This is a genomic window from Micromonospora sp. DT46, assembly GCF_049841735.1.
Taxonomy (GTDB): Bacteria; Actinomycetota; Actinomycetes; order Mycobacteriales; family Micromonosporaceae; genus Micromonospora; species Micromonospora reichwaldensis.
The window spans coordinates 19,054-45,345 of sequence record NZ_JBNCKW010000006.1 but is presented as its reverse complement, the minus strand read 5'-3'; the positions used below and the strand labels follow the sequence as shown (position 1 = coordinate 45,345).

Annotated in this window: 19 protein-coding genes; 8 read left to right on the top strand and 11 right to left on the bottom strand. The window is 73.6% G+C overall.

Annotated elements, in window-relative coordinates:
* The first annotated feature begins 25 nt into the window (after positions 1 to 25).
* Positions 26 to 1,111: a polyprenyl synthetase family protein gene (locus ACLQ20_RS17290; RefSeq protein WP_132232098.1), complete on the top strand. Its 1,086-nt coding sequence runs from the start codon at positions 26 to 28 to the stop codon at positions 1,109 to 1,111.
* Between the two features lie 11 nt (positions 1,112 to 1,122).
* On the opposite strand, the gene ACLQ20_RS17285 is transcribed toward ACLQ20_RS17290, so the two are convergent.
* The gene (locus ACLQ20_RS17285) at positions 1,123 to 2,304 is read right to left on the bottom strand and encodes an MFS transporter (RefSeq protein WP_358114531.1); all 1,182 of its coding nucleotides are present in this window, start codon (positions 2,302 to 2,304) and stop codon (positions 1,123 to 1,125) included.
* Between the two features lie 154 nt (positions 2,305 to 2,458).
* On the opposite strand from ACLQ20_RS17285, the gene ACLQ20_RS17280 reads away from it, so the two are divergent.
* A complete protein-coding gene (locus ACLQ20_RS17280; protein ID WP_151454895.1) occupies positions 2,459 to 3,241 on the top strand; it encodes an IclR family transcriptional regulator in 783 nt (260 codons plus the stop codon).
* Between the two features lie 128 nt (positions 3,242 to 3,369).
* Here the strand turns inward: ACLQ20_RS17280 and ACLQ20_RS17275 are convergent, their stop codons facing one another.
* The gene (locus ACLQ20_RS17275; protein ID WP_425856518.1) at positions 3,370 to 5,481 is read right to left on the bottom strand and encodes a PhoX family protein; all 2,112 of its coding nucleotides are present in this window, start codon (positions 5,479 to 5,481) and stop codon (positions 3,370 to 3,372) included.
* A gap of 250 nt (positions 5,482 to 5,731) precedes the next feature.
* Between ACLQ20_RS17275 and ACLQ20_RS17270 the strand changes: the two genes are divergently transcribed.
* Together ACLQ20_RS17270 and ACLQ20_RS17265 are read left to right on the top strand one after the other, a co-directional pair.
* Positions 5,732 to 6,226, top strand: coding sequence for a sigma-70 family RNA polymerase sigma factor (locus ACLQ20_RS17270; protein WP_255474788.1), 495 nt, complete (start codon positions 5,732 to 5,734; stop codon positions 6,224 to 6,226).
* The gene (locus tag ACLQ20_RS17265; protein WP_327030277.1) at positions 6,223 to 6,915 is read left to right on the top strand and encodes a zf-HC2 domain-containing protein; all 693 of its coding nucleotides are present in this window, start codon (positions 6,223 to 6,225) and stop codon (positions 6,913 to 6,915) included. The genes ACLQ20_RS17270 and ACLQ20_RS17265 overlap by 4 nt, the downstream gene beginning before the upstream one ends.
* A 10-nt stretch (positions 6,916 to 6,925) precedes the next feature.
* Here ACLQ20_RS17265 and rarD read toward each other — a convergent pair whose 3' ends face one another.
* From rarD to eccE, 4 genes are all read right to left on the bottom strand, one after another.
* Positions 6,926 to 7,855 (bottom strand): EamA family transporter RarD, encoded by a 930-nt coding sequence (gene rarD / locus ACLQ20_RS17260; RefSeq protein WP_425856515.1) that lies wholly within the window; start codon positions 7,853 to 7,855, stop codon positions 6,926 to 6,928.
* Positions 7,852 to 8,352, bottom strand: coding sequence for a GNAT family N-acetyltransferase (locus tag ACLQ20_RS17255; protein ID WP_425856512.1), 501 nt, complete (start codon positions 8,350 to 8,352; stop codon positions 7,852 to 7,854). Before ACLQ20_RS17255 ends, rarD begins: the two co-directional genes overlap by 4 nt.
* A gap of 85 nt (positions 8,353 to 8,437) precedes the next feature.
* The gene (locus ACLQ20_RS17250) at positions 8,438 to 8,824 is read right to left on the bottom strand and encodes a phage holin family protein (protein WP_151457240.1); all 387 of its coding nucleotides are present in this window, start codon (positions 8,822 to 8,824) and stop codon (positions 8,438 to 8,440) included.
* A 54-nt stretch (positions 8,825 to 8,878) separates the two neighbouring features.
* Complete coding sequence (gene eccE, locus ACLQ20_RS17245) at positions 8,879 to 10,795, bottom strand: type VII secretion protein EccE (RefSeq protein WP_425857204.1); 1,917 nt, start codon at positions 10,793 to 10,795, stop codon at positions 8,879 to 8,881.
* 369 nt (positions 10,796 to 11,164) lie between these two features.
* On the opposite strand from eccE, the gene ACLQ20_RS17240 reads away from it, so the two are divergent.
* Positions 11,165 to 11,485, top strand: coding sequence for a WXG100 family type VII secretion target (locus ACLQ20_RS17240; protein WP_132232452.1), 321 nt, complete (start codon positions 11,165 to 11,167; stop codon positions 11,483 to 11,485).
* 26 nt (positions 11,486 to 11,511) lie between these two features.
* Complete coding sequence (locus ACLQ20_RS17235) at positions 11,512 to 11,802, top strand: WXG100 family type VII secretion target (RefSeq protein WP_132232078.1); 291 nt, start codon at positions 11,512 to 11,514, stop codon at positions 11,800 to 11,802.
* 154 nt (positions 11,803 to 11,956) lie between these two features.
* On the opposite strand, the gene mycP is transcribed toward ACLQ20_RS17235, so the two are convergent.
* Positions 11,957 to 13,234: a type VII secretion-associated serine protease mycosin gene (mycP, locus tag ACLQ20_RS17230; RefSeq protein WP_425856507.1), complete on the bottom strand. Its 1,278-nt coding sequence runs from the start codon at positions 13,232 to 13,234 to the stop codon at positions 11,957 to 11,959.
* A gap of 152 nt (positions 13,235 to 13,386) precedes the next feature.
* Here mycP and ACLQ20_RS17225 point away from each other — a divergent pair, with 152 nt between their 5' ends.
* A complete protein-coding gene (locus ACLQ20_RS17225) occupies positions 13,387 to 16,707 on the top strand; it encodes an SseB family protein (protein ID WP_425856504.1) in 3,321 nt (1,106 codons plus the stop codon).
* Positions 16,704 to 17,069, top strand: coding sequence for a hypothetical protein (locus ACLQ20_RS17220; protein WP_101413782.1), 366 nt, complete (start codon positions 16,704 to 16,706; stop codon positions 17,067 to 17,069). The genes ACLQ20_RS17225 and ACLQ20_RS17220 overlap by 4 nt, the downstream gene beginning before the upstream one ends.
* Position 17,070: 1 nt before the next feature.
* Here ACLQ20_RS17220 and ACLQ20_RS17215 read toward each other — a convergent pair whose 3' ends face one another.
* The 4 genes from ACLQ20_RS17215 to acs all read right to left on the bottom strand — a co-directional run bounded on the left by ACLQ20_RS17215 (position 17,071) and on the right by acs (position 26,051).
* A complete protein-coding gene (locus tag ACLQ20_RS17215; protein WP_132232074.1) occupies positions 17,071 to 18,003 on the bottom strand; it encodes an alpha/beta fold hydrolase in 933 nt (310 codons plus the stop codon).
* A gap of 207 nt (positions 18,004 to 18,210) precedes the next feature.
* On the bottom strand, positions 18,211 to 20,607 hold the full coding sequence (locus ACLQ20_RS17210) for an immune inhibitor A domain-containing protein (protein WP_425857202.1): 2,397 nt from the start codon (positions 20,605 to 20,607) through the stop codon (positions 18,211 to 18,213).
* A 423-nt stretch (positions 20,608 to 21,030) separates the two neighbouring features.
* Positions 21,031 to 23,820, bottom strand: coding sequence for an immune inhibitor A domain-containing protein (locus ACLQ20_RS17205; RefSeq protein ID WP_425856500.1), 2,790 nt, complete (start codon positions 23,818 to 23,820; stop codon positions 21,031 to 21,033).
* A gap of 266 nt (positions 23,821 to 24,086) precedes the next feature.
* The gene (gene acs / locus ACLQ20_RS17200) at positions 24,087 to 26,051 is read right to left on the bottom strand and encodes an acetate--CoA ligase (RefSeq protein WP_425856497.1); all 1,965 of its coding nucleotides are present in this window, start codon (positions 26,049 to 26,051) and stop codon (positions 24,087 to 24,089) included.
* Positions 26,052 to 26,292 lie beyond the last annotated feature (241 nt).

Genomic DNA, 26,292 nt, shown 5'->3' with positions numbered 1-26,292 from the left:
CCCTGGCAGGTCGGAGGGGTGTGGCATGGTTGATGGCGTGGTGAATCCGGCTGGCGAGCGTTCAGGTGCCTCCGGGTCCGGCGGCCGTCGGACCAGGGTGAGCACGAGTCAGTTCGGCGCGCTCGGCCTCTATCTCGCCGATCCCCGCGTCGAGGCGTCCGTGCTGGGCCTGTTGGAGGGCGTCGAGTCCGAGCTGCGGGCGAGCGTGGCCAGCGCCGACCCGTTCGTGACGGAGGCCGCCCGGCACCTCGTGGAGGCCGGCGGCAAGCGGTTCCGCCCGCTGCTGGTGGCGCTGGGCGCCCAGTTCGGCGATCCCACAGGGCCACAGGTCGTGCCGGCCGCCGTGGTGATGGAGCTCACCCACCTGGCGACGCTCTACCACGACGACGTGATGGACGAGGCCGCCGTGCGCCGGGGCGCGCCGAGCGCCAACTCCCGGTGGACCAACTCGGTCGCCATCCTCGTCGGCGACTACCTCTTCGCCCGCGCCGCCGACATCGCCGCCGACCTGGGCATCGAGGCCGTACGCCTCCAGGCGCGCACCTTCGCGCGGCTGGTGCACGGTCAGATCGCCGAGACCGTCGGTCCCCGCCCCGGCGACGACCCGGTGGCCCACTACCTCGACGTGATCGCGGGCAAGACCGGTTCGCTGATCGCCACGTCGGCCCGCTTCGGCGGCATGTTCGGCGGTGCCGCCCCGGAGCACACCGAGGCGCTGGCCGGCTACGGCGAGACCATCGGCGTGGCCTTCCAGCTCTCCGACGACCTGCTCGACATCGCCTCGGAGTCGGTGGAGTCGGGCAAGACGCCCGGCACCGACCTGCGCGAGGGCGTACCGACCCTGCCGGTGCTCTACGCGCTCGGCTCGGACGACGCCGACGCCGCCTCGGTGCGGCTGCGGGAGATCCTGGCCACCGGGCCGCTGACCGACGACGACCTGCACGCCGAGGCGCTCGGTCTGCTGCGCGAGAGCCCGGCGCTCAAGCGGGCCCGGGAGACGGTCCGCAGCTACGCCGAGGACGCCCGGGAGCAGCTCTCGCCGCTCCCGCAGGGCCCGGCCCGCCGCGCCCTCGAATCCCTCTGCGACTACATCGCCGACCGCACCAGCTGACGCCCGGTCCGCTAGTGGCGGGCGAGCAGGCGACTGCCGGCGAGCATCAGGGCGGCGGCCAGCAGCATCGACCCGGCGGCCACGAGCCACATCACCGGGTAGCCGGCGTGTGCGGCCACGGCACCGAGGCCGAGCGGGCCGAGGCAGCCGCCCGCGTACACCCCGGTCTGGGTGACCGAGGTGGCGGCGGCCGGGGCCTGCGGGTGCAGCCGGACCACCGCGAAGGTCATCAGGCCCGGCCACGCCCAGCCCAGGCCGAAGCCGAGCAGCACGCCGGCCACCAGCGGCACCGGCCCGGCCGTCGCGAGCAGGCCGAGCCCGGCCGCGCCGACCACGAGCATGCCGGCGATGAGGGCGACGTGCCCGGTGGCGCGGCGGTCCGCGAGCCAGCCGACGACGACCCGGGCCGCCACGCAGACCGCGCTGCCCAGCGTCAGGGTCAGCCCGGCCAGCCCGGGTGACAGCCCCCGGTCGGCGGAGGAGTCGACGACGAAGGTGCCGAGCGCGTTCGCGGCGGCCGCGGCGAAGGTTCCGGCGGCCCCGACCACCACCAGGGCCGCGGTGGCGCGGCCGCCGCGGGTCGGGGTGGCCGCCCGGGCGGGGCGCGGCTCCCGCGCGGGTACGGCCGGCAGCGCCGCCAGGGCCGCGCCGGCGGCCGCGACGAACGCCCAGCGCCAGCCGGCTGTCAGCGCCACGGTCGGCACCGCCGCCCCGGCCAGCAGGGTGGCGACGGGGATGGCGGCCTGCTTCACCCCGAACGACAACCCCTGCCTGCGGGTCGGCACGTGCCGGGCGAGCGTGGCGTTGCTGGCGAGCTGACCGAGGGCGTTGGCGGTGCCGGCGAGCGCGAGCAGCCCGAGCAGGACCGGGTACGACCGGGCCAGCCCCGCCACGGCCAGCAGGCAGGCGGCGGAGAGCAGGATGCCGGCCCGGGCCACCACGGTCGGCCCGTGCCGCTCGGCGAGGACGCCGGAGGGCACCGAGGCCAGCGCCCCCACGCCGAAGTAGACCGACACGGCCAGGCCCAGCCCGGCCGGCGAGAAGCCGAGGTCCTCGCCCATCTGCACGGCGAGACCGCCGAGCAGGAAGACCGGCAGGACGCAGGCGATGGTGACGGCGACGGCCCCGGTCACGGCCCGCGCGGGCCGGGGCGGGGCGACGCCCGGGGCGGGCTGGAGCGCGATGTCGGTCATGGTCCGGCAAACCTACGCGAGCGGGGTTTTCGTCACAGAACGTGCCTGTCGAGCAACGCGACGTTCATGACGATCTGGCATCCTCCACCCGAACGGGCATTTCGATCCGGGCCTGTTTTTCATATGGTGTAAGTCCCCGGCGGCGGAGGTGGTTGTGCGCGACCCCTTGGCGGAACCTTCGGATCTCATCCGGAGCGTGTCCCGCGCGCTACGAGTGCTCGAGTCGGTCGGTCGCGCCCCGAAGGGGCTCACCGTCAAACAGATCGCCCGGCGCTGCGAGCTGACCGTGGCGACGACCTACCACCTGGTCCGCACCCTGGCCTACGAGGGCTACGTGATCCGTCGCGAGGACGGCACGTACATCGTGGGCCTGGAGGTGGCCGACCGCTACCGCGAGCTGGTGACGGCGTTCCGGGGGCCGCCCGCGGTCGGGGAGAGCCTGCGCCGGGCCGCCATGGACACCGGCTACAGCCACTACCTCGGCCGGTTCGTGGGCGGCCAGGTGGCGGTCACGGCCGTGGCCGAGGGCCCGCGCTCGCCGTACCTGGAGGACCTGGTGCCCGGGTTCGACGAGGGAGCGCACGCGACCGCCCTCGGCAAGGCGCTGCTCGCCACGATGACCGCCGAGCAGCGCTTCCGCTACCTGCGCGACTACGGCATGCGTCCCTTCACCACCGCCACCCTGACCACCTCCGAGGCGTTCGAGGTCGACCTGGCCGCCGGGGACCGGCGGGGCATGCAGCTGGAGCTGGGGCAGTTCCGGCAGGGCGTGGCCTGCGCCGCGGTGCTGGTCAGCCCCGACAAGGACATGGAGCGCCGGGTCGTGCTGGCCTGCGCGCTGCCGGCCGGCGAGATGATGACCTCCGCCCGCGTGGTCCGGGCGAAGCTGCTCACCGTCGCCCGGACGATCGCCGACGGCCTGGCCGCCGACAGCTGACCCGGCCGTCCGGGGCACGCTTGCGTGTCCCGCCTGCCGCCCGGGCGCGGGCCGCGACGACCGTGGCCCTCTCCCCGGCTGGGAGAGGGCCACGGTGGCGGTCCGGCGGCGGACCGCCCGACGGGTGGTCAGCTGCCGATCGGCCCGCCGTCCAGGCGCCAGGCGACCACCACGCCCGGCTTGGCGTAGTCGCCGTCCGGCCAGTTCGAGGCCGGCTTCTCGACCGAGGCGCCGCTGAGTTCGCCCGGGTGCTGCACCGCCACGAAGACCGAGCGGTTGTCCCCGGTGATGAACGGGCCGCAGGCCTCCGCGCCCACCGGCACGGTGAGGAACTGCTTCAGGTGGCCCCGCTCCGGCCCCTCGACGGCCGTGGCGAAGAGGCCGTCGTTGCTGCCCAGCGCGTTGCCGTCCGTGGAGATCCAGAGGTTCCCGGTGGCGTCGAACGCCACGTTGTCCGGGCAGGAGATCGGGGAGACCTTCGTCTTGTCGTACCCGGCGAAGAAGGTCGACGGGTCCGCCGGGTCACCGGCGACGATCGGCAGCGACCAGGCGAAGGTCTCGCCCGCGTTGTCGCCACGGTCCTCGACCAGCTCCAGCACCTGGCCGTGCTTGTTCGAGTTGCGCGGGTTCGCCTCGTCGGCGGTCGGCTTGCCGGCCCTGCCCCGGTCGGTGTTGTTGGTCAGCGCCACGTACACCTTGCCGGTGAGCAGGCTCGGCTCGACGTCCTCCGGGCGGTCCATCTTGGTCGCGCCGACCTTGTCGCCGGCCAGCCGGGTGAAGGTGAGCACGTCGGCGGCCGTCATCCCGTCGACGTACGAGCGGTTGCCGCTGACCAGCTTGATCCACCGGCCCCGGCCGTCGAACGCCCCGTCGGAGGGGAGCTTGCCGGAACCGTCGATCTCGCCGGCGCTGCTCTGCTTCAGCTCGGCGACGTAGAGGGTGCCCGACTCCAGCAGGGTCAGGTTGTGCCGGCGGGCCACCCAGGAGTTGCCCTTCATGAACTTCTTGTCGGAGACGAACTTGTACAGGTAGTCGAACCGTTCGTCGTCGCCCATGTACGCGACCACGTGCCCGCTCCCGGCGACGATGACGTTCGCGCCCTCGTGCTTGAACCGGCCCAGCGCGGTGTGCTTGCGCGGGCGGCTCTCCGGGTCGTACGGGTCGATCTCGACGATCCAGCCGTGCCGGTTTGCCTCGTTCGGGTGCTTCGCCAGGTCGAACCGCTCGTCGGCGCGCTCCCACTTGCGGCTGCCGCTCGGGTGGCGGGTCGTGGTGGTGATGCCGTACCGGGTCAGCTTCGGCTTGACCTCCTCGGCCACCGCGTCGCCGCCGACGAAGTACTGGTTGAAGTTCTCCTCGCCGGAGAGCACGGTGCCCCACGGGGTCACCCCGCCGGCGCAGTTGTTCAGCGTGCCGACGACCGTACGGCCCTTCGGGTCGGCAGCCGTCCGCAGGTGGACCGAGCCGGCGGCCGGCCCGGTCAGCTCGAACTTCGTGGCCAGCGCCGTGATCCGCCGGTTGTACGGCCGCCGGCCCTTGGTGACCGGCCGCCACTGCCCGGTGCCGTCGACCCGCTCCAGCTCCACCACCGACATGCCGTGCGCCGCCATCGCGATCCGCAGCTGCTCGACGCTCAGCGCGTCCTGGCTGGTGAAGCCGGGGAACATCAGGTCCTCGTTTGTGTACTCGTGGTTGACCACGAGCAGCGCGCGGCGGCGCCCGTCCAGCGGCAGCACCCCGACGAAGTCGTTGTTGTAGCCGAACTGCCGGGCCTGGGCGGCGGCGCTCTGGGCGCGCACGTCGAACTCGGGGGCGCCCGGCACCACCGGGTCGCCCCAGCGCAGGACGACCGCGTGGTCGTACCCGTTCGGCACGACGAGGCTGTCGAGGGTGTTCGGCGGGACGGGCTTGAAGGTCAGCGCGCCGCTGCCGACGCCGCCGGCGGGGCGGTCGAAGCCGGCGGCACCGGGGACCACGGGGGTGGCGGGGGCCGCCGCGGCGGGGGCGGCGCCGGCCACCGCGCCGCCGAAGCCCAGGACCAGCGCGCCGACCGCGCCGGCCCGGACCACGCCGCGCCGGGACACCTCCGCGTTCACCACGTCCCCGAAGTACGCGTTGTCGGACGTGTTGGGCACCGGGTGGTCGCACGCGTTGCCGCACCGGTAGAGACAGGTCATGGCGTCGCGGCTGCCGTGGCGGGTGGCGCCCAGCAACGGGAGCAGCCGGGGACGGTCGCTCATGGAAGGAGCCTCCTGATGGGGGTCGGTGCACGCCGGATCAGCCGCTGGCGTGCGTACCCGCCGGACGCTAGGAGGGCGCGGTGAGCGACCGTCGGCGACGGTATGAACCGGGCGTGAACACCTCGGCCGGGGGTGCCACGGTGACCTGCGGCTGAACCGTTCGGGGCGGCGGCACGTATTCCCGTGCGAACGCCACCGCCGGACTCGCGCCGACAGCGAGGAGACCGCCATCAGCGACCACGACGCCCAACTGCTCCGCGCGCTGCACGACGAGCACGCGGAGGCGCTGTACGCGCACGCCCTGCGGCTGGTCAACGGCGACCGGCAGCGGGCCGAGGACCTGGTGCAGGAGACGCTGCTGCGGGCCTGGCGGCACCCGGAGGCGCTCGACCCGACGCGCGGCTCGATCCGGTCCTGGCTCTTCACCACCGCCCGCAACCTGGCCATCGACGCCTGGCGGCGCCGCTCCGCCCGGGTCGGCGAGGTCTACACCGACGAGCTGCCCGAGCCTCCCGAGGCCGTGGACGAGGCGGAACGCGCGGTGGAGGCGTGGACCGTCGCCGAGGCGCTGAACCGGCTCAGCCCCACCCACCGGGAGGTGCTGGTCGAGTGCTTCTACCAGGGGCGGTCGGTGGCGGAGGCGGCCTCCCGGCTGGGCGTGCCGCCCGGCACGGTCAAGTCGCGGACCCACTACGCCCTGCGCTCACTACGGTTGGTCCTGGCCGAGATGGGGGTGACGGAATGACCCGGTGCGAGTTCGCGCACGACGACGGCGCGTACGTGCTGGGTGCGCTGGCTCCCGCCGACCGGGTGGCCTACGAGCGGCACCTCGCCGGCTGCGCCGCCTGCCGGGAGGCGGTCGCCGAGATCGCCGTCCTGCCCGGGCTGCTCGGCCGGCTCGACCCGGCCGGGCTGGAACAGTTCCTGCCGCCACCGGAGAACCCCCGGGTGCCCGAACTGCTCGCCGCCGCGCGGGAGCGCCGCCGCCGCGATCGGTCGGCCACCCGCCGCCGGTACGCCCTCACCACGCTCGCGGCCGCCGTGGCGGCCCTGGTCGTCGGCGTCGGCACCGCCGCCCTGCTGCCCCGGGAGGCCGTCGGCCCGACCCCGGTCGAGGTGCGGATGGTCGCCATGCAGCCGGTCGCCGGCGCGGTGCCGGTGCACGCCGAGATCGCCCTCAACGGCACCGACTGGGGCACCGAGGTGCGGATGCGCTGCGGGTACGACGCGAAGGCCGGCTACGCCAAGGCGTACACCTTCCGGCTGGTGGCGCACGGCCCGGACGGCGCGACGGAGCAGATCGGTTCCTGGCTCGCCGCTCCCGGCGACGACCTGCGGATCACCGGCGCGACCCGGTTCACCGACGCGGAGCTGGTCCGGCTGGAGCTGCTGCGCGCCGACGGCACCCCCGTCCTCGTCTACGACGTCCGCTGACCCGCGCCGGTTAGCGGGGCGCGGCGACGGCCTCGGCCCGGCGGGCGGCGAGGGTGGCGGCGCGGGTACGGCGGGAGTTGCGGACGGCGTCGACGGTGAAGACGATCAGCGCGGCCCAGACCAGGGCGAAGCCGGCGATCCGGGCCGGCGGCATCGGCTCGTGGAAGATCAGCACCCCGCAGCCGAGCTGGAGGATGGGGGCGAGGTACTGGATCATGCCGAGACCGGTCAACGGGAGCCGGTTCGCCGCCCCGGCGAAGAGCAGCAGCGGGATCGCGGTCGCCGCCCCCGCCGACACCAGCAGCAGGGTGTGCCCGACCGACACCTCCCCGAAGGTGCCCTCGCCGCGGGCGGCGAGCCAACCCACGTACGCCAGCGCGGGCAGCGCCAGCACCGCCGACTCGACGAAGAGCCCCTCGGCGGCGGGCAGCCCGAGCTGCTTCTTGGCCAGGCCGTATCCGGCGAAGCTGAACGCCAGCACCAGCGCCAGGTACGGCAGCCGGCCGTAGTCGACGGTCAGCACGGCCACGGCCAGCCCGCCGATGCCGAGCGCCACCCACTGCGTGGGCCGCATCCGCTCGCGCAGCACGGTGACGCCCAGCAGCACCACCACCAGCGGGTTGATGAAGTAGCCGAGGGCGGTCTCCACCACCCGCTCGGAGGTCACGCCGTAGATGTAGGTGCCCCAGTTCACCGCGATCAGCGCGGCGGCGACGCCGATGCCGGCCAGCGCCCGGGGCCGGCGCAGCAGTGCCCGCAGGAAACCGACGTTGCGCATCGCCGCCAGCAGCAGGGCGACGAACACCACCGACCAGACGATGCGGTGGGCCAGGATCTCCAGTGGCCCCGCCGGGCGCATCAGCCGCAGGTAGAGCGGGAAGAACCCCCAGAGCAGGTACGCGACGAAGCCGTAGAGGTAGCCGAGGCGGAGTGGCGTCACGTTTCCACCGTAAGGGCCGGGAGGTCGCCCGGTTCCTTTCCGGTGACCGGACTCACCGGCTGGTTCCGCTGGTCGAGCTGCATCCAGCGGTGCGGATCGGTCATCGGGGCGAACCCGACCTTGGCGTACACCGCGTGGGCGTCGGCGGTGGCCAGCAGGATCCGGCGTACGCCCAGCTCGGCGAGGTGGTCGCGGACCGCCCCGGCCAGCCAGGTGCCCAGTCCCCGGCCGCGCTCGCCCGGGTCGACGTAGACGTCGCAGAGCCAGGCGAAGGTGGTGTGGTCGGTGACCACCCGGGCGACCGCGACCTGGCGGCCGTCACCCGGGCGGTAGACGCCGAACGGCACCGACCCGGCGAACGCCCGCGCCACCGTCTCGCGGTCCCGCCCGAGCGCCCAGTACGCGTCGGTGCAGAGCCAGTGGTGCACCAGGCCCAGGTCGATCCGGGCCGGGTCGGTGCTGAGCAGGTAGCCGTCGTCGCGGGTCAGGGTGAACATGCCCGCGACGCTAACCCGGCCACCCGGCCCGATCAGCGGCCAATTCCCGCCCTCTGGTCGCGGCCCGCCCGCTGGTCGGTTCGGGTCAGTCCCGGTCCAGGACGGCCCCGAGGATCCACGTGACGATGCCGACGAAGAGCGCGCCGAGCACCGCCTCCGGCCAGAAGCCGTCGACGTGGAAGGGCAGCCCGGCCTGGTCGGCGATCCAGCTCGTGAGCAGGAACAGCAGCCCGTTGACCACCAGCGCGATCAACCCGAGGGTCAGCAGGTAGAAGCCGCAGCCGACGGTCTTGATGATCGGCTGGAGCACCGCGTTGACCACGCCGAAGATCACCGCGACGAGGACCAGCGTGACGACCGTCTCGCCGGCGGACGCCGACTCCAGCGTGATGCCCGGGATGAGCAGCGTGGCCAGCCAGAAGGCGAGCGCCGTGCTGCCCAGCCGGATCAGCAGCCCTTTGAGGAAACCCATGGCCGGATCGTGCCACGGACGGACAAGCTGCGGAAGCCGCGACCGTCGTCCCGCTCAGCGGCGGGACGGGCGGCCGATCAGCTGCGACTCGATCGGGGTGGGGGAGAGCAGCGCCCAGCGCAGCGCCCGCCGGTTGACCACCGCGACCATGTCGTCCCGGATCCGGGTCAGCCACTCCGCCGACCCGCCGAGGCCCAGCGCGGCGCCCGCCACGGCGGCCTCGGCCGGGTCGAGCGGTTGCAGCACGGCCAGGTCGGCGCGGCCCAACGCGTCGGCGTCGGCGGGGGTCAACTCGTCGCGCACCAGCAGCGTGGTCCGCCACGGGGACCCCTGCTCCGGCTCGGCGGGCGTGGGACCGGCGTCCACCACCACCAGCAGCGGGCACAGCGGCGACCCCGGCTCGCCCACCGGACGGCCCGGCGGCACCACCGGGATCATCGCGCCGGGGGTGCCGACGCCCCGGACGAACGGCTCCCACCCGCGCGGGCGGGCGGTCTGCACCACCACCCGGGCCCCGAGCGCCATGGCCCGCACCGCCACCAGCTGCGCCGCGCGTATCCCGCCGACCAGCATCACCCGGGTGCTCTCCGGCCGGAACAGCCGGACGGTCACCGCGCCGCCGTGCCGGTTCGTGCCGACCATCAGCCCCGCCTCGCCGAGGGTCAGCTCCAGGCCGTCGGGCGCCGGACCCGGACCCGCCGCGCCCGCCGCCGCGAGCGGCAGCGTGCCGGCCAACCCGGCGAGCTGCGCGCCGTCGAGCCGGTGCACCTCGCCGCCCACCTCGGCCACCAGCCGGCGCAGCGCCTGCGCCGCGATCGAGAGATCCGCCGGGGTGGCGGCAGCCAGCCGTACGGCCAGCTCGGTCGGCGCCGACGCGGGGTCGGCGCCGGCCCACGGCCCGACGCCGAGCGAGACGGTCGTCGCCGTCGCGGGCAGCGCGAGCAGCCGGGTCACGAGCCGCCGGCCGGCGTCGGTACGCGGGTCGGGCCAGCGGCGCAGCCGGAACGTGGTCTGGAGCAGGTCGCCCGCCCGGACCGCCTGCCAGGACTCCTGCGCGGGACGGTCGTCGTGGTGGGCCAGCTCCGCCAGCACCCGCAGCGTCGCGTGCTCGCCCAGCGGGCGGGCGGTGACGGGCCCGACCCGGCGTGCGATGCGGCGCACCGTTCCGGCGAGCGCCCGCCGCAGCTCCTCTGCCGTCCAGCCCTCGGCACGCAGCACCCGCACGGCGAGCACAGCCCGTTCCCGGCCGGTGAGCCGCCCGTCGGTGAGCTGCCGGTACGAGGTGGCGACCGCGCCGCCACCCGCGCCGACGGTCGGCGCCGGAGAGCCCGTCAGGAGGAGCTGGAGCCGCACCGGGGGGCCGTCCGGCGCGGCGGCCGGCAGCAGGGACGCCGGGACGGGCAGCGCGCGGGGAGCGTCGCCGAGCAGGTCGGCCGGATCGCCGACCTCCAGCACGGCCACCATGCCGGCGGCGTCGTCCAGCACGGCGGCCGGCGTGCCGGCCAGCTCGGCGGGACGCACGACCGCGCCCGGGTCGACGAGGTCCAGCAGGGCCGCCGGGCCGGCGGCCGGCGGCAGGGCGCGGCGGCGGGTGGCGTAGCCCAGGCCCGTGGCCAGCCACTCGAAGAGCCACCGCCCCCGCAGCCGCACCCAGGCCAGGGGCAGCAGCAGCGCGGCCACCCCCACGGCGGCCAACGTCACCAGCACGCCCCGGCCGGCGGCCGCGACCACGGCGGCCACCGCCACCTGCGTGGCGACGACCTGACCGGCCCGGACACCGGCGCCCCTCCGCCGGCCGGCCGGGTTCCGCGACGGCGGCAGGGCGGCCGGTGGTGCCGGCGCGCCGGCCACGGTGCCGGACGGGCCAGGCGAGCCGATCGGGCCAGCCGGGCCGGACGTGCCAGCCGGGCCGGCCGAGCCAGCCGGGCCGGCCGGGCCAGCCAGGCCGATCGGGCCAGCCGGGCCAGCCAGGCCGGGCGGACCGGCCGACCCGGGCGGTGCCGGCACGAGGGGCGCGGCGGTCGGGGCGGGATCGTGGCCCGGGGCCGGCCGGTGCGGGCCCGGGCCGGTGGTCACCGTCACCGTGCCTCCTCGACCGGTCACTCGCCGCGACATCGACGCCGCCCATCGTAAGGGGAGCGTCCGGCGGGATGGGGGCCGCAGTCGTCCACAGGGGATGGCCACGGGGTAGCAGAACCGCGACGGTACCGCTACCGTCAGCGACGAGTTTCGCTGACCCCGCGCCCGCCACGCTCGACGTCCGGGCGGCGCGAGCGGCGCGCCCGGTGGGCGGGTGCGCTCACGGCCAGCCACGACCGAGGAGACGAGGTGACGTCCCGGGTGTCCCAGACCCAGGCAGAAGCAGCGGTGATGCAGCAGACCGCCGCGAAGTTCGAGCAGGTCGACCAGTCCCTGCAGTCCATGCTGAGCAGCCTGATGGCCGAGTTGGAGGTGTTGCAGCAGGCCTGGCGCGGTGCCGGCGGGCGCTCGTTCGAGCAGGTCAAGCAGCAGTGGGCACAGGACCAGGCGGCGCTTCAGCGGGCGCTGCGGGAGACCGCCGGCGCCGTCCGCACGGCCGGCCGGCACTACGACGTCTCGGACGCCGAGGCCGCCAGCCGGGTGTCCACCACCAACCGCGGCGGCATCCAGCTGCCGCTCTGACCCGGTCCCGGGGGAGGAGACATCCGATGGACGGTGTACTGGTCGTCAACTTCGCCGCCCTGCAACAGGCGAGCGCGGACATCCAGAAGGCGCTGAACGCGCTCGACTCGCAGCTCGGGCAGCTCGAACGGGACGCCGCCCCGCTCGTGGCGAGCTGGTCCGGCGAGGCCCTCCAGGCCTACGAGCAGCGGCAGCGCCGCTGGCGGTCGGCCTCGCAGGACCTCCAGGTCATGCTGCGCGACATCAAGCTCGCGGTGGACGACTCCGCCGCCGACTACCTCGACACGGAGAAGAAGAACGTCGGCCTGTTCCAGTAGGCCCCGCCCGGTGGTGGCGTCGATCGTGAGCCGGTCGACGCCACCATCGGCCGTTCCGGGCAGCGCGACCGCCGACGGTGGACGACCCCGGACGCGACGGCCGTAGACCGCAGGCCGGGTCAGGCGGGGCGACGGGCGTAGACCACCGGCCGGGTCAGGCGGGGTCGGCCGGCCGCCAGCGGCGGCGGGTCCCGCGTGGCACGACGAGCGCCAGCAGCGCCGCCAGTGCCACCACCGCCCCGCTGGCCCCCGCCACCAGCAGCGCCCGGTCCCGGGCCGCCGCCCGGCGGGCCCGCTGCGCCAGCACCGCCGGTTCGGCCCGGTCGTCCGCGAGCGCGCTGACCTGGCGCGCCAGCTCCGACGTACCCCCGGTCTCGGTGACCGCCCGGTACGGGTTCAGCACCCCCGCGCCGTACCCGCCGCCCTGACCGTCGCCCGGGGCAGGATCGGCGGTCGCCACGATCCGCTGCGCCACCTGCGCCGCGGTCAGCTCCGGCCGGTACTGGCGCAGCAGCGCGGCGGTGGCCGCCACGAAGGGCGCCGCGTAGCTGGTGCCCTCGGCCCGGTGGTGGCCCTCGCCCGGGGCGGCCATCAGCACGTCGCTGCCCGGCGCGACCAGGTCGACGTACGAGCCGGTCTGGGAGAACGGTGCCCGTGCCCCGTCCGCCCCGATCGCGCCCACCCCGAGCACCCCCTCGTACGCGGCCGGGTAGGGCCGGGGGTCACCGGCGTCGTGCAGGTTCCCGGCGGCGGCCACCACGACCACGTCCCGGTCGACCGCGTAGCCGATCGCGGCCCGCACCGCCGGGTCGTCCGCGTACAGGACGACGGAGAGATTGAGCACGTCGGCGTCGTGGTCGACCGCCCAGCGGACGGCACGGGCGAAGTCCCTGGCGCTGACCGTGCGCCCCGACTCCCGCCCCTCGACCACCTGCTGCTCGCTGACCCGTACCGGCAGGATCCGGGCGCCCGGGGCCAGCCCCCGGAACGCCGTGCCGTCGCGGGGGGTGGCGGCGATGATGCTCGCCACGCCGGTGCCGTGGCCGGCGCAGTCCCGGCGGCCGTCGCCGCCCGGGTCGAGCAGGTCGGTGCCGTCGAGCACCCGGCCGGCCAGCTGCGGGTGCCGCCGGTCCACCCCCGAGTCGATCACCGCCACCGTCACCCCGGTGCCGGTGGCGAGCGGTGCCAGCCGCTCCGGGGCGTACCGCTGCTGGGGCCAGGGGCGCGCGGACACCGGCCGAACCGGGGCGAGGGGCGAGGCGCAGCCCGGGGCCGCACGCGCGGCGGTCGGCGCGGATGCGGACCAGCCGGCCGGCACCGGGCCGGGGGCGGGCCCGGCCGGGCGGCCGGCGATCGTGGGGGCGGCCGGGACGGCCGTCAGCAACGCCGTCGTGAGGGCGGCGAGGAGCGGGCGTGAGGGGGACCGGGACATCGACCGCCTCCGTATCGTGTCGACTCCGGAACGGGATGTTAGCGCTTGTGGCGGCCCCGGGCGCACCGCCGCCGGCCAGCGATTGTGATCTTGCTTCTACCTTGTAGGTTGTACGCGATACCTATGGCCTGTGCGCGGGAGGAGGGGTGGCCGTGACCGAGTGGGAGCCGGCCACCGACGCCGAAGCGGCGATGCGGGACGCGCTACGCGCCAACGACCAACAGCTCTACTTCCGCGTCCTGGCCCGGACCGAACTGCTGCTGCCGGTCTCCGCCGAGGCGCTCGCGGGGACGGCACCGGTGGGCTGGGGCACCTGGAGCACAGGTGGCCGTACCCACGTGCTGGCGTTCACCTCCGGTGCGGCGGTGCGCGCCTGTCTCGGCGAGCACGGCGGTGCCGTCCGGCGCATCTCGTACGCCGATCTGTCCGACAGCTGGCCCAACCACGAGTGGTGGCTGGCGGTCAATCCCGGGCTGCCCATCGAGGGTTACCTGCCGGCCTGGTTCGTCGCCCAGCTCTCCCGGGGCGACGTCCGGCTGCCCGGCCGCACCATGGGTGCGCGGGCCCGGCTGGAACGCGTGGAGACGGCCGCCCGGGCGCGGGCCCAGGCCACCGGTCAGGACACGTCGGGCGGGCCGGCGACCGGGCCGACCACCGGTGTGGCCCGGCCCGACGGCACGCTCCGGCCCGAGCCCACGGCCGCGTCGGCCACCGGCCGGATCCCCGCACCCGCCCGACCCGGCCCGGCCCACCCGCTCGTCCCGCCCACGCCCCCGGCGGACCACCTGGATGCGCGGCGCGGCGACCCGACGGCCGGCGGACCCGCCCGGTTCGACGCCGTGGCGGCCCCCGACCGGCTCCCGCCGCCGCGCCCCGCGCCGCTCACCGAGCGCCCGAGGGGCCTGCCGACGCCCGACGCCCACCCCTCGCCGTCGACCAACGGTCGCCCGGCCGGGGAGGCCCCGGAGCGGCCGAACCGGTCGTTCTTCGAGCCGGCCTCCGGTCGCGCGGCCGCGCACCGGCAGGAGGCGCTGCGCTCGGGCGAGCGGGCGGTTCCGCCGTCCCGCCTCGCACCCGGCAGCCAGCCGTTCCCCCGCCGCCGGCCGCTCGGGGAGCCGGTACCGGGGGAGGCGACCCACCCGATCCCGAGCGCCCCGGCCGGAGCGGAACCGACGCACGCCTTCACGACGCCTGCCGGCGAGCCGACCCACGCCTTCACTGGGCCGACCGCGGAAGAGACCCGCGCCTTCGCGGTGCCGACCGCGGAACCGACCCACGCGTTCACGGTGCCCGCCGGTGAGCCGACCCACGCCTTCACGTCGCCGACCGCGGAACCGACCCACGCCTTCGCGGCGCCCGGCGGGGAGCCCACCCGGGCCTTCGCGATGCCCGAAGGCGAGGCCACGCAGGTGCTGCCGCCGCGCGGGCCCGGCGAGGACGCCACCCGGGACCTCCGGGCCCCCGCCTCGGATCCCGGCCCGCCATCACCGGCGTACGGCGCAGACCGACCGCAGCCGGCCGAGGACCTCACCCAGGCGCTGCCGCGCCGGCAGACCACCCCCGAGCCGGTCGGGCCGGAGCCGGTGGCGGACGCGGAACCGGTCTCCGGGCCACCCGCCCCCCGTCGCGGGTTCACGCCCATCGTCATCGAGGGCACCGTCATCGAGTCGCGGGACCTCACCGGACCTCCTGCCCCCGAGTCGGCCCCACCCGCCGAGGAGACCGTCTCGCTGTTCGAGCCGGTCCGGCGCCGCCGGGAACCGGTGACCGCCGCCACCGCCGACCCCGCACCGCCCGCGCCCGCCCACCCGTCGTCGCCCGCCGACACCGTGCGGTCCGCCGCCCCGTCGTGGTCCGGCGACGCCACCGCTTCCTTGGATCCGACCGTGTCCCTGGATCGGACGCAGCCGGTCGTGTCGTCGGGCGACGCGACGGTTTCCCTGGATCCGACCGTGTCCCTGGATCGGACGCAGCCGGTCGTGTCGTCGGGCGATGCGACGGTTCCCCTGGATCCGACGGTGTCCCTGGACCGGACGCAGCCAGTTGTGTCGTCGGGTGACGCGACCGTGTCCCTGGATCCGACCGTGTCTCTCGATCGGACGCAGCCGGTCGTGTCGTCGGGCGATGCCACGGTGTCTCTGGACCCGACGGTGTCCCTGGACCGGACGCAGCCGGTCGTGTCGTCGGGCGACGCGACCGTGTCTCTGGACCCGACCGTGTCCCTCGATCCGGGGCCGCCTGCCGACGCGGCGTGGCCCGGAGACCCGACCGTTTCCCTCGGATCCGGGCCGCCCGCCGACGCGTGGTCCGGGGATCCGACGGTGCCGACCAGCGTCGCCGCGCCCGCACCGGCGACGGACGGCGCCCCCCGACAGGGGGACGCGACCGACGAGGGCGTTCCCGACGCCGGGCCGGCGGAGGACCCCGGTCCGCCGGTCGCCGACGAGCCGGTCACCGCTCCCCTGACCGGGAGCGCGGACGTGTCGTCGGGTGCCGGTCCCGTGCCGGTCGTCTTCGAGCCGGCCAACGAGGTCGAGGAGAACCTGCTCGACGCCGCCGGCGCCGGCAGTACCGACACCTTCCTGTCCACCCTGCTGCTGGCCCGCGTGCTGCTGCCGGTGGCGGCAGACTCCGCGCCGGGCAGCCGGCCCGGCGAGCCCGGCTTCGTCTGGCGTACGGAGGAACTCGACGGCGAGACGTTCGTGGTGGTGCACACCTCGCCGAAGCGGCTCGCCGACCACACCGACGCGACCGTCGAGACCATCGAGGTGAAGTTCGTCCAGTTGATCCGTCGCTGGCCGGACGAGTCCTGGTCGTTCGCGGTCAACCCGGGCACCCCGGTCGGGGCGAAGCTGCCCGGTGAGCAGATCGTCGGGCTGGCCAACTGGGCGGCGGAGGTGGGACTCGGCGACGACATCGAGACCGAGCCGCCCGCCGCCGAGGAACCGGTGAGCCGCCCCCGCTACGCCCCGCCCGCGCCCGACCCGGCGCGGCCGATCGTGATGCAGAAGGCGGTCGCGCCCAGCCAGCTCGCGTACTACCTGGAGCGGGGCTACGACCGGGTCTCCGGCTTCGTGCACCGGGCCGGCGAGCTGGCCCACCTCAACACCCCGGCCCAGTTGCACGACGCGCTCGGCCTGGGCTACCCGGATTCCCCCTTCGCCCGCGACGCCGGCGAGATCTACGTGCTGCGCTGGCCCGCGCACCGGCCGAGCCTCTACCGCATCCCGTACGGCGGGCAGAACGAGGCCGCCATGCGGGCCATGGAGGGCTGGGTCATCGAGCGCCCGCCGTTCCGGGGCAACGGGTTCGCGCCGGGCGAGAGCAGCGACGTGGTGGCCGAGTTCAAGGTGGACAGCGCCCGGCTGCCGCACGGCGCGCAGCTGTGGCGGATCGGCGCGGACGGCACCGAACGGGTGGTTGCCATCCTCGACACGGACGCGCTGCGGTGGCGACAGGTCGGTGAGCAGTGACGCGCGACGGCTACGTGGCCCGCTGGAAGGGCCGGGAGTACCAGGCGAGCCCGGACGGCGACGACGTCCGGCTCTACCAGCCGGAGCCGGGCGAGGGCTTCGAGGAGATCCGCCCCGGCCGCTACGTCCGGGTGCTGCCGGCCACCGAGCTCGACGACCTGGCGTACGTGCGGACCACCTGCACCTGGCAGGGGCAGCCGTTCATCGTCCTCGGCGAGCACGACGGCTGGCTGCGGGTGGAGTACACGGGCGGACGCTGGCCGGTGGCCCGGGCGATGGGGCTGGAGGTCTTCGACTTCGGCGTCTACCAGGGCTGGGCGCCCGCCGCCGAGGTCGCCGACCTGCGCGAGCAGCGGGTCTGACTCAGGACTTCGCCCAGCGCAGGACCTCGCCCAGCACCAGGTCGCCGGCCTCCACGTGCGGGAAGTGCCCGATGTCGTCCAGGAGCCGCCACTCGTAGGGCGCGACCACGTACCGGCCGGAGCCCTGGGCGGTACGCGGCAGGGAAGCCTCGTCGAGCGCGCCGTGCAGCTGGAGGGTCGGCGTGATCAGCGGCTTCTGCATCAGCCGGACGAAGCGGTAGCCGTGCAGGCGGAGCACCGAGCGGAACGCCCAGCGGTAGCCCTCCAGGGCGCAGAACGCCGCCTGCGGGATGCGCATGGCCTCCCGGCACCGCTGGGCGTACGCCTCGAAGCCCGGCCCCTCGACCCAGCGCGGCCCGCCCCAGCGGCGCAGCATCTCCTCGACGGCCGCCGCGTCGTCGCGGGTCAGCACGTGCTCGTAGCGGGGCAGCTGGAACTTCAGGGTGGGCGTGGCGGCGGCGAACTGCCCGCGCGGGTCGGCGAAGATCGCGGCCCGCAGCCGCAGCGGGTGGGGGGCGCCGAGCACCACCAGCCGGCGGACCAACGACGGGTGGAACGAGGCCACCGTCCACGCGATCATGCCGCCGACGCCGGTGCCCACCACGGTGGCGGAGCGCTCGCCGAGGGCCCGGATCAGCCCGGCGACGTCGGCCGCGAGGGTGTAGCCGTCGTACCCACGGGGCGGCTTGTCGCTGGCGCCGTAGCCGCGCAGGTCGACCGCGACGGCCCGGAAGCCGGCGTCGGCGACGGCCGGCAGCATCTCGTGCCAGGCCCACCAGTGCTCGGGGAAGCCGTGCAGGAAGAGCACCATCGGGCCGGTGCCGGCCTCCACGACGTGGAAGCGACTGCCGTTGGCGCCGACGAACCGGTGCGTCCACGGCCCCTCGGTGAGGACGCAGGACTCGTCGACGGGCCCGCCGCGCTGCTCGGTCATGGCAGACAGCCTAGGACCCCGGTGCCGGTCACCCCCGACGCCGACCCACGTCGTGGTCGGGATCGCTCGCGGGACTCCCCGCCCCGGCTGGCGGCGCTGGGGCCACCGTGCCGCCTGGCCGTCGGGTCGGTGGGTGGCGGAAAGGGCGATGCCCGGGCAGGTGACCTGCCCGGGCATCGCGTGGTGCTGGTGGTGCGGGATCAGCGATCAGGAGATGCGGATCTTGGTGTTGTTGCCGTCCTTTTCCAGGACCTTGATCTTGGTGCCGGTGGCCGGGAGCTTGACGCCGTGGTTCGGCAGCTCCGGGAACCAGTACTGCTGGGTGTCGTCGAACAGCGGCTGCGCCGCCTGGCCACGGATGTACTGCGGCTGGCTGTTGAGGTGCAGCGTGAACGAGTCGGCCTTCTTCAGGCTGAACGGCGCGTCGTAGACCTGGACGCGGGACCGCCAGGGCTGGCCGGTCAGGTTGTAGATCGGCCGCGGGTGCGCGTCGATGATCAGGTTGCGACCCTCACCCGGGTGCGCGAACGTGTCGTTGTCCGCCCAGCGGGTGTTCCAGTAGGAGATCAGCAGACCCTCCTGGTACGCGTAGTGGTCCACGTAGTCCGGGCGGGTGTTCGAGTAGCCGAAGAAGTACGGGCCGGTCTTCAGGTACTTGTCGTACGAGATGTACTGCCGGGTGCCCGCGATGTAGTAGTTGTCGTACGCCTTGGTGTAGCTCTTCTCGGCGGTCTCGAAGCCACCAGCGAGCGTCCAGCCCGCGGCACCGGTCTCGGCGCCGTCGGAGAGGACGGTCTGACCGTCGGCCGTCACGGTGATCGCGTCACCGTAGAAGCCACCCTCGGAGACGCCGCCGTCGGTCTGGTAGCGCAGCCGGAACTGCGCGACCTTGCCCGCCGCCACGTCCATGGGGATGTTGACGTCGACCCACTCGCCGCCGCTGCTGCCGTCCAGCGCGTAGCGACCGGCGGAGATCTCCTTGAGCGGCTGGCCGTTGGCCGTGCCGGGCAGGGTCACCCAGGACTGGCCGCCGTCCAGCGACGCCTCGAAGAACAGGTAGTCGTAGTCGGCCTCGATGTTGTAGCGGCCCTTCATCGACAGTGCGGCCGACGACTTCCCGGTGAAGTCCAGGGTCCGGGTCATCGTGCTGTTGAGGTCGTCCGCGTTGCCGGAGAAGAACTGCTTGCTGCCCTCGAAGGGCGCGCCGTGCTCGAACGTGTAGTCACGCTTCGGGAGCACCACGACGACGGCCTGCGCCTCGTCGCTGTTGTACTCCTGCGGGCCGAGGGTCATGGTCCGCTTCTGCCCCGCGACGACCACCTCGTAGTCGAGCCAGCCGAGCTGGAGCTTGTTCCACGCGCCGAGGTCGCCGCCACGGTCACCGATGCCGGCGTCGGTCTTGGCGCCGAGCCGGCTCTGGGCCATCAGGGTCCAGTGCTCGTTGTTGTTGTCCCCACCACTGGTGACGTTGTAGTCGTCCGGCAGACCGAGGTCGTGCGCGTACTCGTGGTAGAAGACGCTCCGGCCACCGTTTTCCGGCTGGATGGTGTAGTCGCCGATCCAGATGCCGGTGTTGCCGATCTGGGTGCCGCCGGCCGGGTTGCCGGACGGGCCGGTCGAGCCCTGGTCGGACGCGAAGGCGTACCAGCGGTGGCTCCAGATGGCGTCCTCGCCCTGGTGCGGGTCACCGTCGGCCTCGTCGCCACCGGAGTGGACGATCTGGAAGTGGTCGATGTAGCCGTCCGGCTCGTTGAAGTTGGCGTCGCCGTCGTGGTCGTACCGGTCCCACTGGTCCATCGCCGACAGGTCGGCGGCGATCTGGGCGTCGGTGCGGCCGGCGGCCTTCTGGTCGGCGACCCACTGGTTGGCGGCGTCGCGGACCAGCGCCCAGGTGTTGGTGCAGACGTTCGAGGCGCACGGGTAGCCGCCGGAGCGGCCGTACCGGGCCTCGTTGTACTTCACCTTCACCCAGTCGGTGACGGTGCCGTCGACGCTGTAGCGACCCGAGGACTGGGCCTCGTAGTACTGCTTCACCGACTCGTCACCGGGGTTGGTGCCGAAGTAGAGCTTGCGGTAGTAGTCGGCGTTGTAGTCCGCCTGCCACACCGTGGAGTTGTCCACCGCCCGGTTGGGCTGGGGGATCTCGTTGTGCAGCGGCCCGTCGAACCGGGTCGGACCCGCGGTGTCCGGGTCGGTGTCCTGGTCCGGGTAGCTCGGGTGCCGCTCGTTGCCGAACTCGGCGAGGATGACGAAGATCCGGTCCGTCTTCTCCCGGGAGAGCTCGACGTACTGGTCCTCGGTCTGGGTGGCGGCGTTGGCCCGGGTCGAGCGGGCGGAAGCCCCCTCGGCCTGGGTCTTGCCGACCTTGACGACCGTGCTGCCGTTGACCTTCTGCGGCTTGGCCCGGCCGGAGAGGACGTCGCTCAGGCCCTCCTGGCGCAGGGCGCGACGCTTGTCCTCCAGCGGGTTCGGCAGGTCGTGGTCGACATGGGCTGGCTCGGCGACCGACGGAGCGGCCGTCGGCAACTTCGGCTGCGGCGCGGCGGTGGCGGACGAACCGAACGCCAGTCCCGTCGCCGTCAGCGAAAGCCCGAGCAGACCCACTGCGACTTTGCGCACGTGGTACCTCCGGTTTGAGGGAACCGGCCCAACGGGGGTACGGGCCGGTGCTACCGATCCCACTAGTGGGACCAATGGTGAACATAGACACTCGTGTGACCGGTGGGAAGATGCGTGCGTCGATTTGTTGCAAAGTTTTGTTGGGAATGCTTTTCACCGTCACATCCCGGCCGTTCACCAACACGGTGAGCAGCGCGAACGGCCCCACCTGGGGACAAAGAGACGGTTTTCGATAAGCGTGATCGCGTAACGGAAAAGTGGGCGGCGACGTGCCCGTCGGCCGTCCCACGGGTGGTCCGGTGGGCCTTTACGACCGTCGGCGACGTGTACACGCGGCGGGGCCCGCCCGGCGAGCACGGATGCTCTCCGGACGGGCCCCGCCCGTTTTCCGTTCGGCCGACCCTGGGGTCAGTTCCTCGCGGGGGTGACGTACACCGTGGCGTACGAGTTGTCCCGGGCGGCGCGCTTGATGGTGATGGTGACGCCGTAGGACACACCCTGGTCGCCGGGGTTCCCGGTGCCCAGCACGATGCCGCTGCCCAGGCTGACCCCGTAGTAGGACGTCGCCGGCGTACCGTCCGGGTTGGTGACCCGGGTCGTGTACGGCGCGTTGCCCTTCGACGGGATGACCACGGAGGCGTCGTTGTCCCGCGCGTACGGCGAGCCGTCACGCATCTCGATGCCCGGGTACCAGGTCTTCGCGTCGGTGAAGCCCTTCACGGGCGCCTGCGGACCGAAGCTGGTGCAGTACTCGCTGTACGGCTCGTCCGCCGCCTCCAGGCACTCCTTAAAGGGGTACGTGGGCTTCAGCGAGAAGGCCGCGTTCGCGGACTGCGGGCGGCTGGGCAGGTTGTCCAGCACCGACGGGTCCTTCACGGCCGCCTCGCCCTTGCGGCGGTACGGGTCGAAGTGCGAGTCGACGATCAGCAGACCGCCCTTGGCGCCGTAGCTGGGCAGCGCGGTCATCTGCGCCGTGGTGTGGTTGACGTCGCCCCGCTCCGTGTCCCGGTACCAGACCAGCATGCCCGGGGCGTTGTAGGAGACCCGGTCGACCTTCCACGCGTCGCGCGAGTAGATCGTGTCGTACGTGTACTTGAGGCCCTTGTCGAAGCCGTCGAAGTTGCGCCACTCGGCCAGGTAGTAGTGCGCCTGGGTCGAGGTGCCGGTGTCGATGTGCCAGCCCTGGCCGGTGGTGTCGACGAAGCTGCCGCCGGTCGCCGTCCAGCCGTTGGCCCCGCCCTCGACGTCGTCGCTCCACGTGGTGGCGCCGCCGCCGGTCACCGAGAAGTCGTCGGCGAACCAGCCGCGCTCCGCGAACGCCTCGTCCGTGGCGTAGCGGAGCCGGACCTGCACGGTCTGCCCGGCGTACGCCGACAGGTCGACGTAGTCGTGCCGCCAGCCGTGCGTGTCACCGGTCAGGCCGTACTTCTTGTTGCCGAAGTCCACCATCCGGCCGTTCGGGTCGGCGTAGCCGTCGTTCGTGGTGACGAGGTTGCCGGCCGCGTCGTAGACCTTCTGCTCGGTCCAGGTGGCGCCGCCGTCGGTGGAGAGCTCGACGAAGCCGAAGTCCCAGTCGGCCTCGATGACGTAGTTGTTCCACATCCAGAACTTCGCGTCGGCCGCCGCCGGCACGGCCACCTGACGGGTGATCTTGACGTCCGCCCAGTCCTGGTCGGCGCCCGAGTACCACATGTTCGCGCCGCTGTGCGGCGTCGCCAGCGTGATCACCTTGTCCGGCAGGTCGACCTTGATGCCGTCCTCGGTGCCGCGCGGGGTCCGCGAGGTCTGGCCGAGCTGGACGGCACGCGGCTTCGAGCCGGGCGCGAAGGTCAGCGGGTCGGCCCAGCCGAGCACCCACTTGTCCCACAGGCCCATGTGCGTCGGCAGCGCCTGGAAGATCTCACCCGAGTGCGAGCCCGAGGCCATCAGGTCCCAGAAGTCGACGTCGGAGTCGGCGTTGCCGGAGGTGTCGTAGAGGTCCGGCAGGCCCAGGTCGTGGCCGAACTCGTGGGCGAAGACGCCGACGCCGGCGTCCTCCGGCTGCACGATGTAGTTCGAGACCTGGAGGTTGGTGCCGGGGATGGTGTAGCCGCCGGTGACCGTCGACGAGTGCGCCCAGACGGCGTACGTGCCCTCGGCGCCGCCGCCGCGGGACTTGCCCTGCCCGGCGTGCACCAGCACCAGGTGGTCGATCACGCCGTCCGGCTCGAAGAGGTTGCCGTCGCCGTCGCGGTCGCCCTGGTCCTCGATGTCGTAGTCGGCCCACGGGAAGTTCGGGTCCGCCTGCGCGAGGGCGCCGATCGCGTCGGTGGCGAGCCGGCCCGCGCCCTGCGGGTTGTCCGGGTGGCCGTTCATCGACTGCTGGCGGCCGGGGACCCAGTTGCCGTTCTCGTCCTGGAAGCAGCGCGAGGCCGCGTACCAGCCCTCGGAGTGCGGCACGGTGACCCACGGGCTGGCCTGCCCGTCGACCGTGTACGCGCCCTTGGACATCTCCAGGTACATGTTGTGCATCGTGCGGCCGGTCAGGTCGACGCCCCGCCTGCCGTCGGGGCCCTTCAGGTCCTTGCGGACCCGCTCGGTGATGCCCTTCTTCGAATAGAGCATCTTGTCGTAGTGGGTGGGCGAGAAGTCCGGCACCCACATCGAGTTGTTGTCCTCGTGCGGCAGGTTCGCCGGGTTCGGGATCTTGTTGTGCTTCGGCCCGTTCTGCACGGTGCCGGGGACGCAGGTCCGGTCCTCGAAGACCGTCCTGGGAACCATGACGCCGGTGAAGTCGTCGTTGGCCTGGTCGTTGAACTCCACCAGCAGGGTCAGCAGCTTGGCGGTCTGGGTGCTCGGGGCCTTCTTGATCTGCCGCGGGCTCTTGCCCGTCATGATCGACTTGGCCTCGTGCTTCGCGAGCTGCCCGGCGGCGACCGGATTGCCGCGGGCGTACTTGCGGTCGAAGGCGCGCGCGTCCTCGACCGCCGGGGCGTAGACGCCGCCCTTGCCCTTGACCTCGCGGCCGCTGCTGTCCGGTTGGACGGCGGGCTCGGCGTAGTTGATGTAGTGCTCGTCCGCCCCGATCGTGGCTCGGGCGGGGCCGGGTTCCGCCGCCGCCGCGCCGCCGGTCACGGTCAGTGACGAGGCGGCGAGGGCGATGGCGGGCAGCGCGACGAGCAGGCGTCGACGCGACCCGGATTGCGGATTTCTGTTCATGCCGCTCCGTTTCTCGGGCATGGGGAGGAGGGAGCCGGTCGGCCTTCATCGATGCGACGTCCATCGAACCGACCCGACGAGCGTGAACCTAGAACAGAAAACAGGGGAACGACAGGGGTCGACGTCTCCCTGTGGCCGTTCAGCTTCACCCGGCTCACCCGACCGACCGATGTGACAGCACGCATCCGGTCGGTCGCACACCCGTAAGAAACGACGATGGGTGACGGTCCGCGTGGGACCGTCACCCATCGGGGCGTACGCCTGCGTCAGTCCTCGTCGGACTTGCCGCCGCCCATGCCGGACGAGATCAGGTCCATCACGGACGAATCCTGGAGCGTGGTGACGTCGCCGAGCGAGCGGTTCTCCGCCACGTCGCGCAGCAGCCGGCGCATGATCTTGCCCGAGCGGGTCTTCGGCAGCTCCGGCACCAGCATGATCTGCCGGGGCTTGGCGATCGGGCCGAGCGTCTTCGCCACGTGGTTGCGCAGCTCGGCGATCAGCTTCTCGCCAGCGTCGCCAGCGATGTCCGTGGTGCCGCGCGGGATGGCGAACGCGACGATGGCCTGCCCGGTGGTCGGGTCGGTCGCGCCGACCACCGCCGCCTCGGCCACCGACGGGTGGGAGACCAGCGCCGACTCCACCTCGGTGGTGGAGATGTTGTGCCCGGACACCAGCATCACGTCGTCGACGCGGCCCAGCAGCCAGATGTGCCCGTCGTCGTCCTTCTTCGCCCCGTCCCCGGCGAAGTACATGCCCTCGAACCGCGACCAGTACGTCTCGATGAACCGGTCGTCGTCGCCCCAGATGGTGCGCAGCATCGACGGCCACGGCTCGCGCAGCACCAGGTAGCCACCGCCGCCGTTCGGCACCGACTGGCCCTGGTCGTCGACCACGTCGGCGACGATCCCGGGCAGCGGCGTCATCGCGGAGCCGGGCTTGGTCGCCGTCACGCCCGGCAGCGGCGAGATCATGATCGCCCCGGTCTCGGTCTGCCACCAGGTGTCCACGATGGGCAGCTCACCCCCGCCGACGTGCTGCCGGTACCACATCCACGCCTCGGGGTTGATCGGCTCACCCACGCTGCCCAGCAGCCGCAGCGAGGACAGGTCGTAACCGGCCGGGATGTCCTCGCCCCACTTCATCATCGTGCGGATGAGCGTCGGGGCGGTGTAGAGGATGCTGACCTTGTACTTGTCGACGATCTCCCAGAACCGGCCCTTGTGCGGGGTGTCCGGGGTGCCCTCGTACATGACCTGGGTGGCGCCGTTGGAGAGCGGGCCGTAGACGATGTAGGAGTGCCCCGTCACCCAGCCGATGTCGGCGGTGCACCAGTAGACGTCGGTCTCCGGCTTCAGGTCGAAGACCGCGTGCTGCGTGTACGACGTCTGGGTCAGGTAGCCGCCGGTGGTGTGCAGGATGCCCTTCGGGCGGGCCGTGGTGCCGCTGGTGTAGAGGATGAACAGCGGGTGCTCGGCGTCGAACGGCTGCGCGGCGTGCTCGGCCGGGGCGGTCTCGACCGTCTCGTGCCACCAGCGGTCCCTGCCCGACCAGGCCACCTCCTCGCCGGTGCGGCGCACCACCAGCACGTGCTCGACCGACGGGCAGTTCGCCACCGCCTCGTCCACGGTCGGCTTCAGCGCCGACGGCTTGCCCCGGCGGTAGCCGCCGTCGGCGGTGATCACCACCTTCGCGCTGGCGTCCTGGATCCGGTTGGTCAGGGCGTCGGCCGAGAAGCCGCCGAAGACCACGCTGTGCGTGGCGCCGATCCGCGCGCAGGCCAGCATCGCGACCGCCGCCTCCGGCACCATCGGCAGGTAGATCGCCACCCGGTCGCCGGCGGTGACGCCCAGCTCGGTGAGCGCGTTCGCCGCCTGACAGGTCAGCCGGTGCAGGTCGGCGTACGTGATGGTCCGGGTGTCGCCCGGCTCGCCCTCCCAGTGGATCGCGACCTTGTCGCCCAGCCCGGCCTCGACGTGCCGGTCCAGGCAGTTGTACGCCACGTTGAGCTGCCCGCCGACGAACCACCTCGCGAACGGCGGCTTCGACCAGTCGAGCACCTGGTCCCACTGCTTCGCCCAGGTCAGCCGCCCGGCCTGCCGCTCCCAGAACGCCAACCGGTCGGCGTCCGCGTCCGCGTACGCGTCGGCGGTGACGTTGGCGTGCGCGGCGAGTTCGGCTGGCGGCGGGAACTGGCGCGTCTCGTTCAGCAGATTGGCCAATGCCTCGCTCATGCCGTACTCCCTCGTCGCTCGGGTGACCTGCGTCTCTCTAGGGCACGAGGTTAGTCGGGGCGGCCGGCACGGGCGACCGCCGGTCCGGCCGACACGCGCCGAGCGGCCCCCACCGCGCGCCGGACGGCGACGCGGGCCGCCGCCTCGACGCCATTTGTCCGGGCAGCTCGCCGGCCGGACGCTCACGGGGTGGCACCGGTCGCTTCCGGGCGGCTCGTCGGCGGGTCGCGCCGGGCAGTCG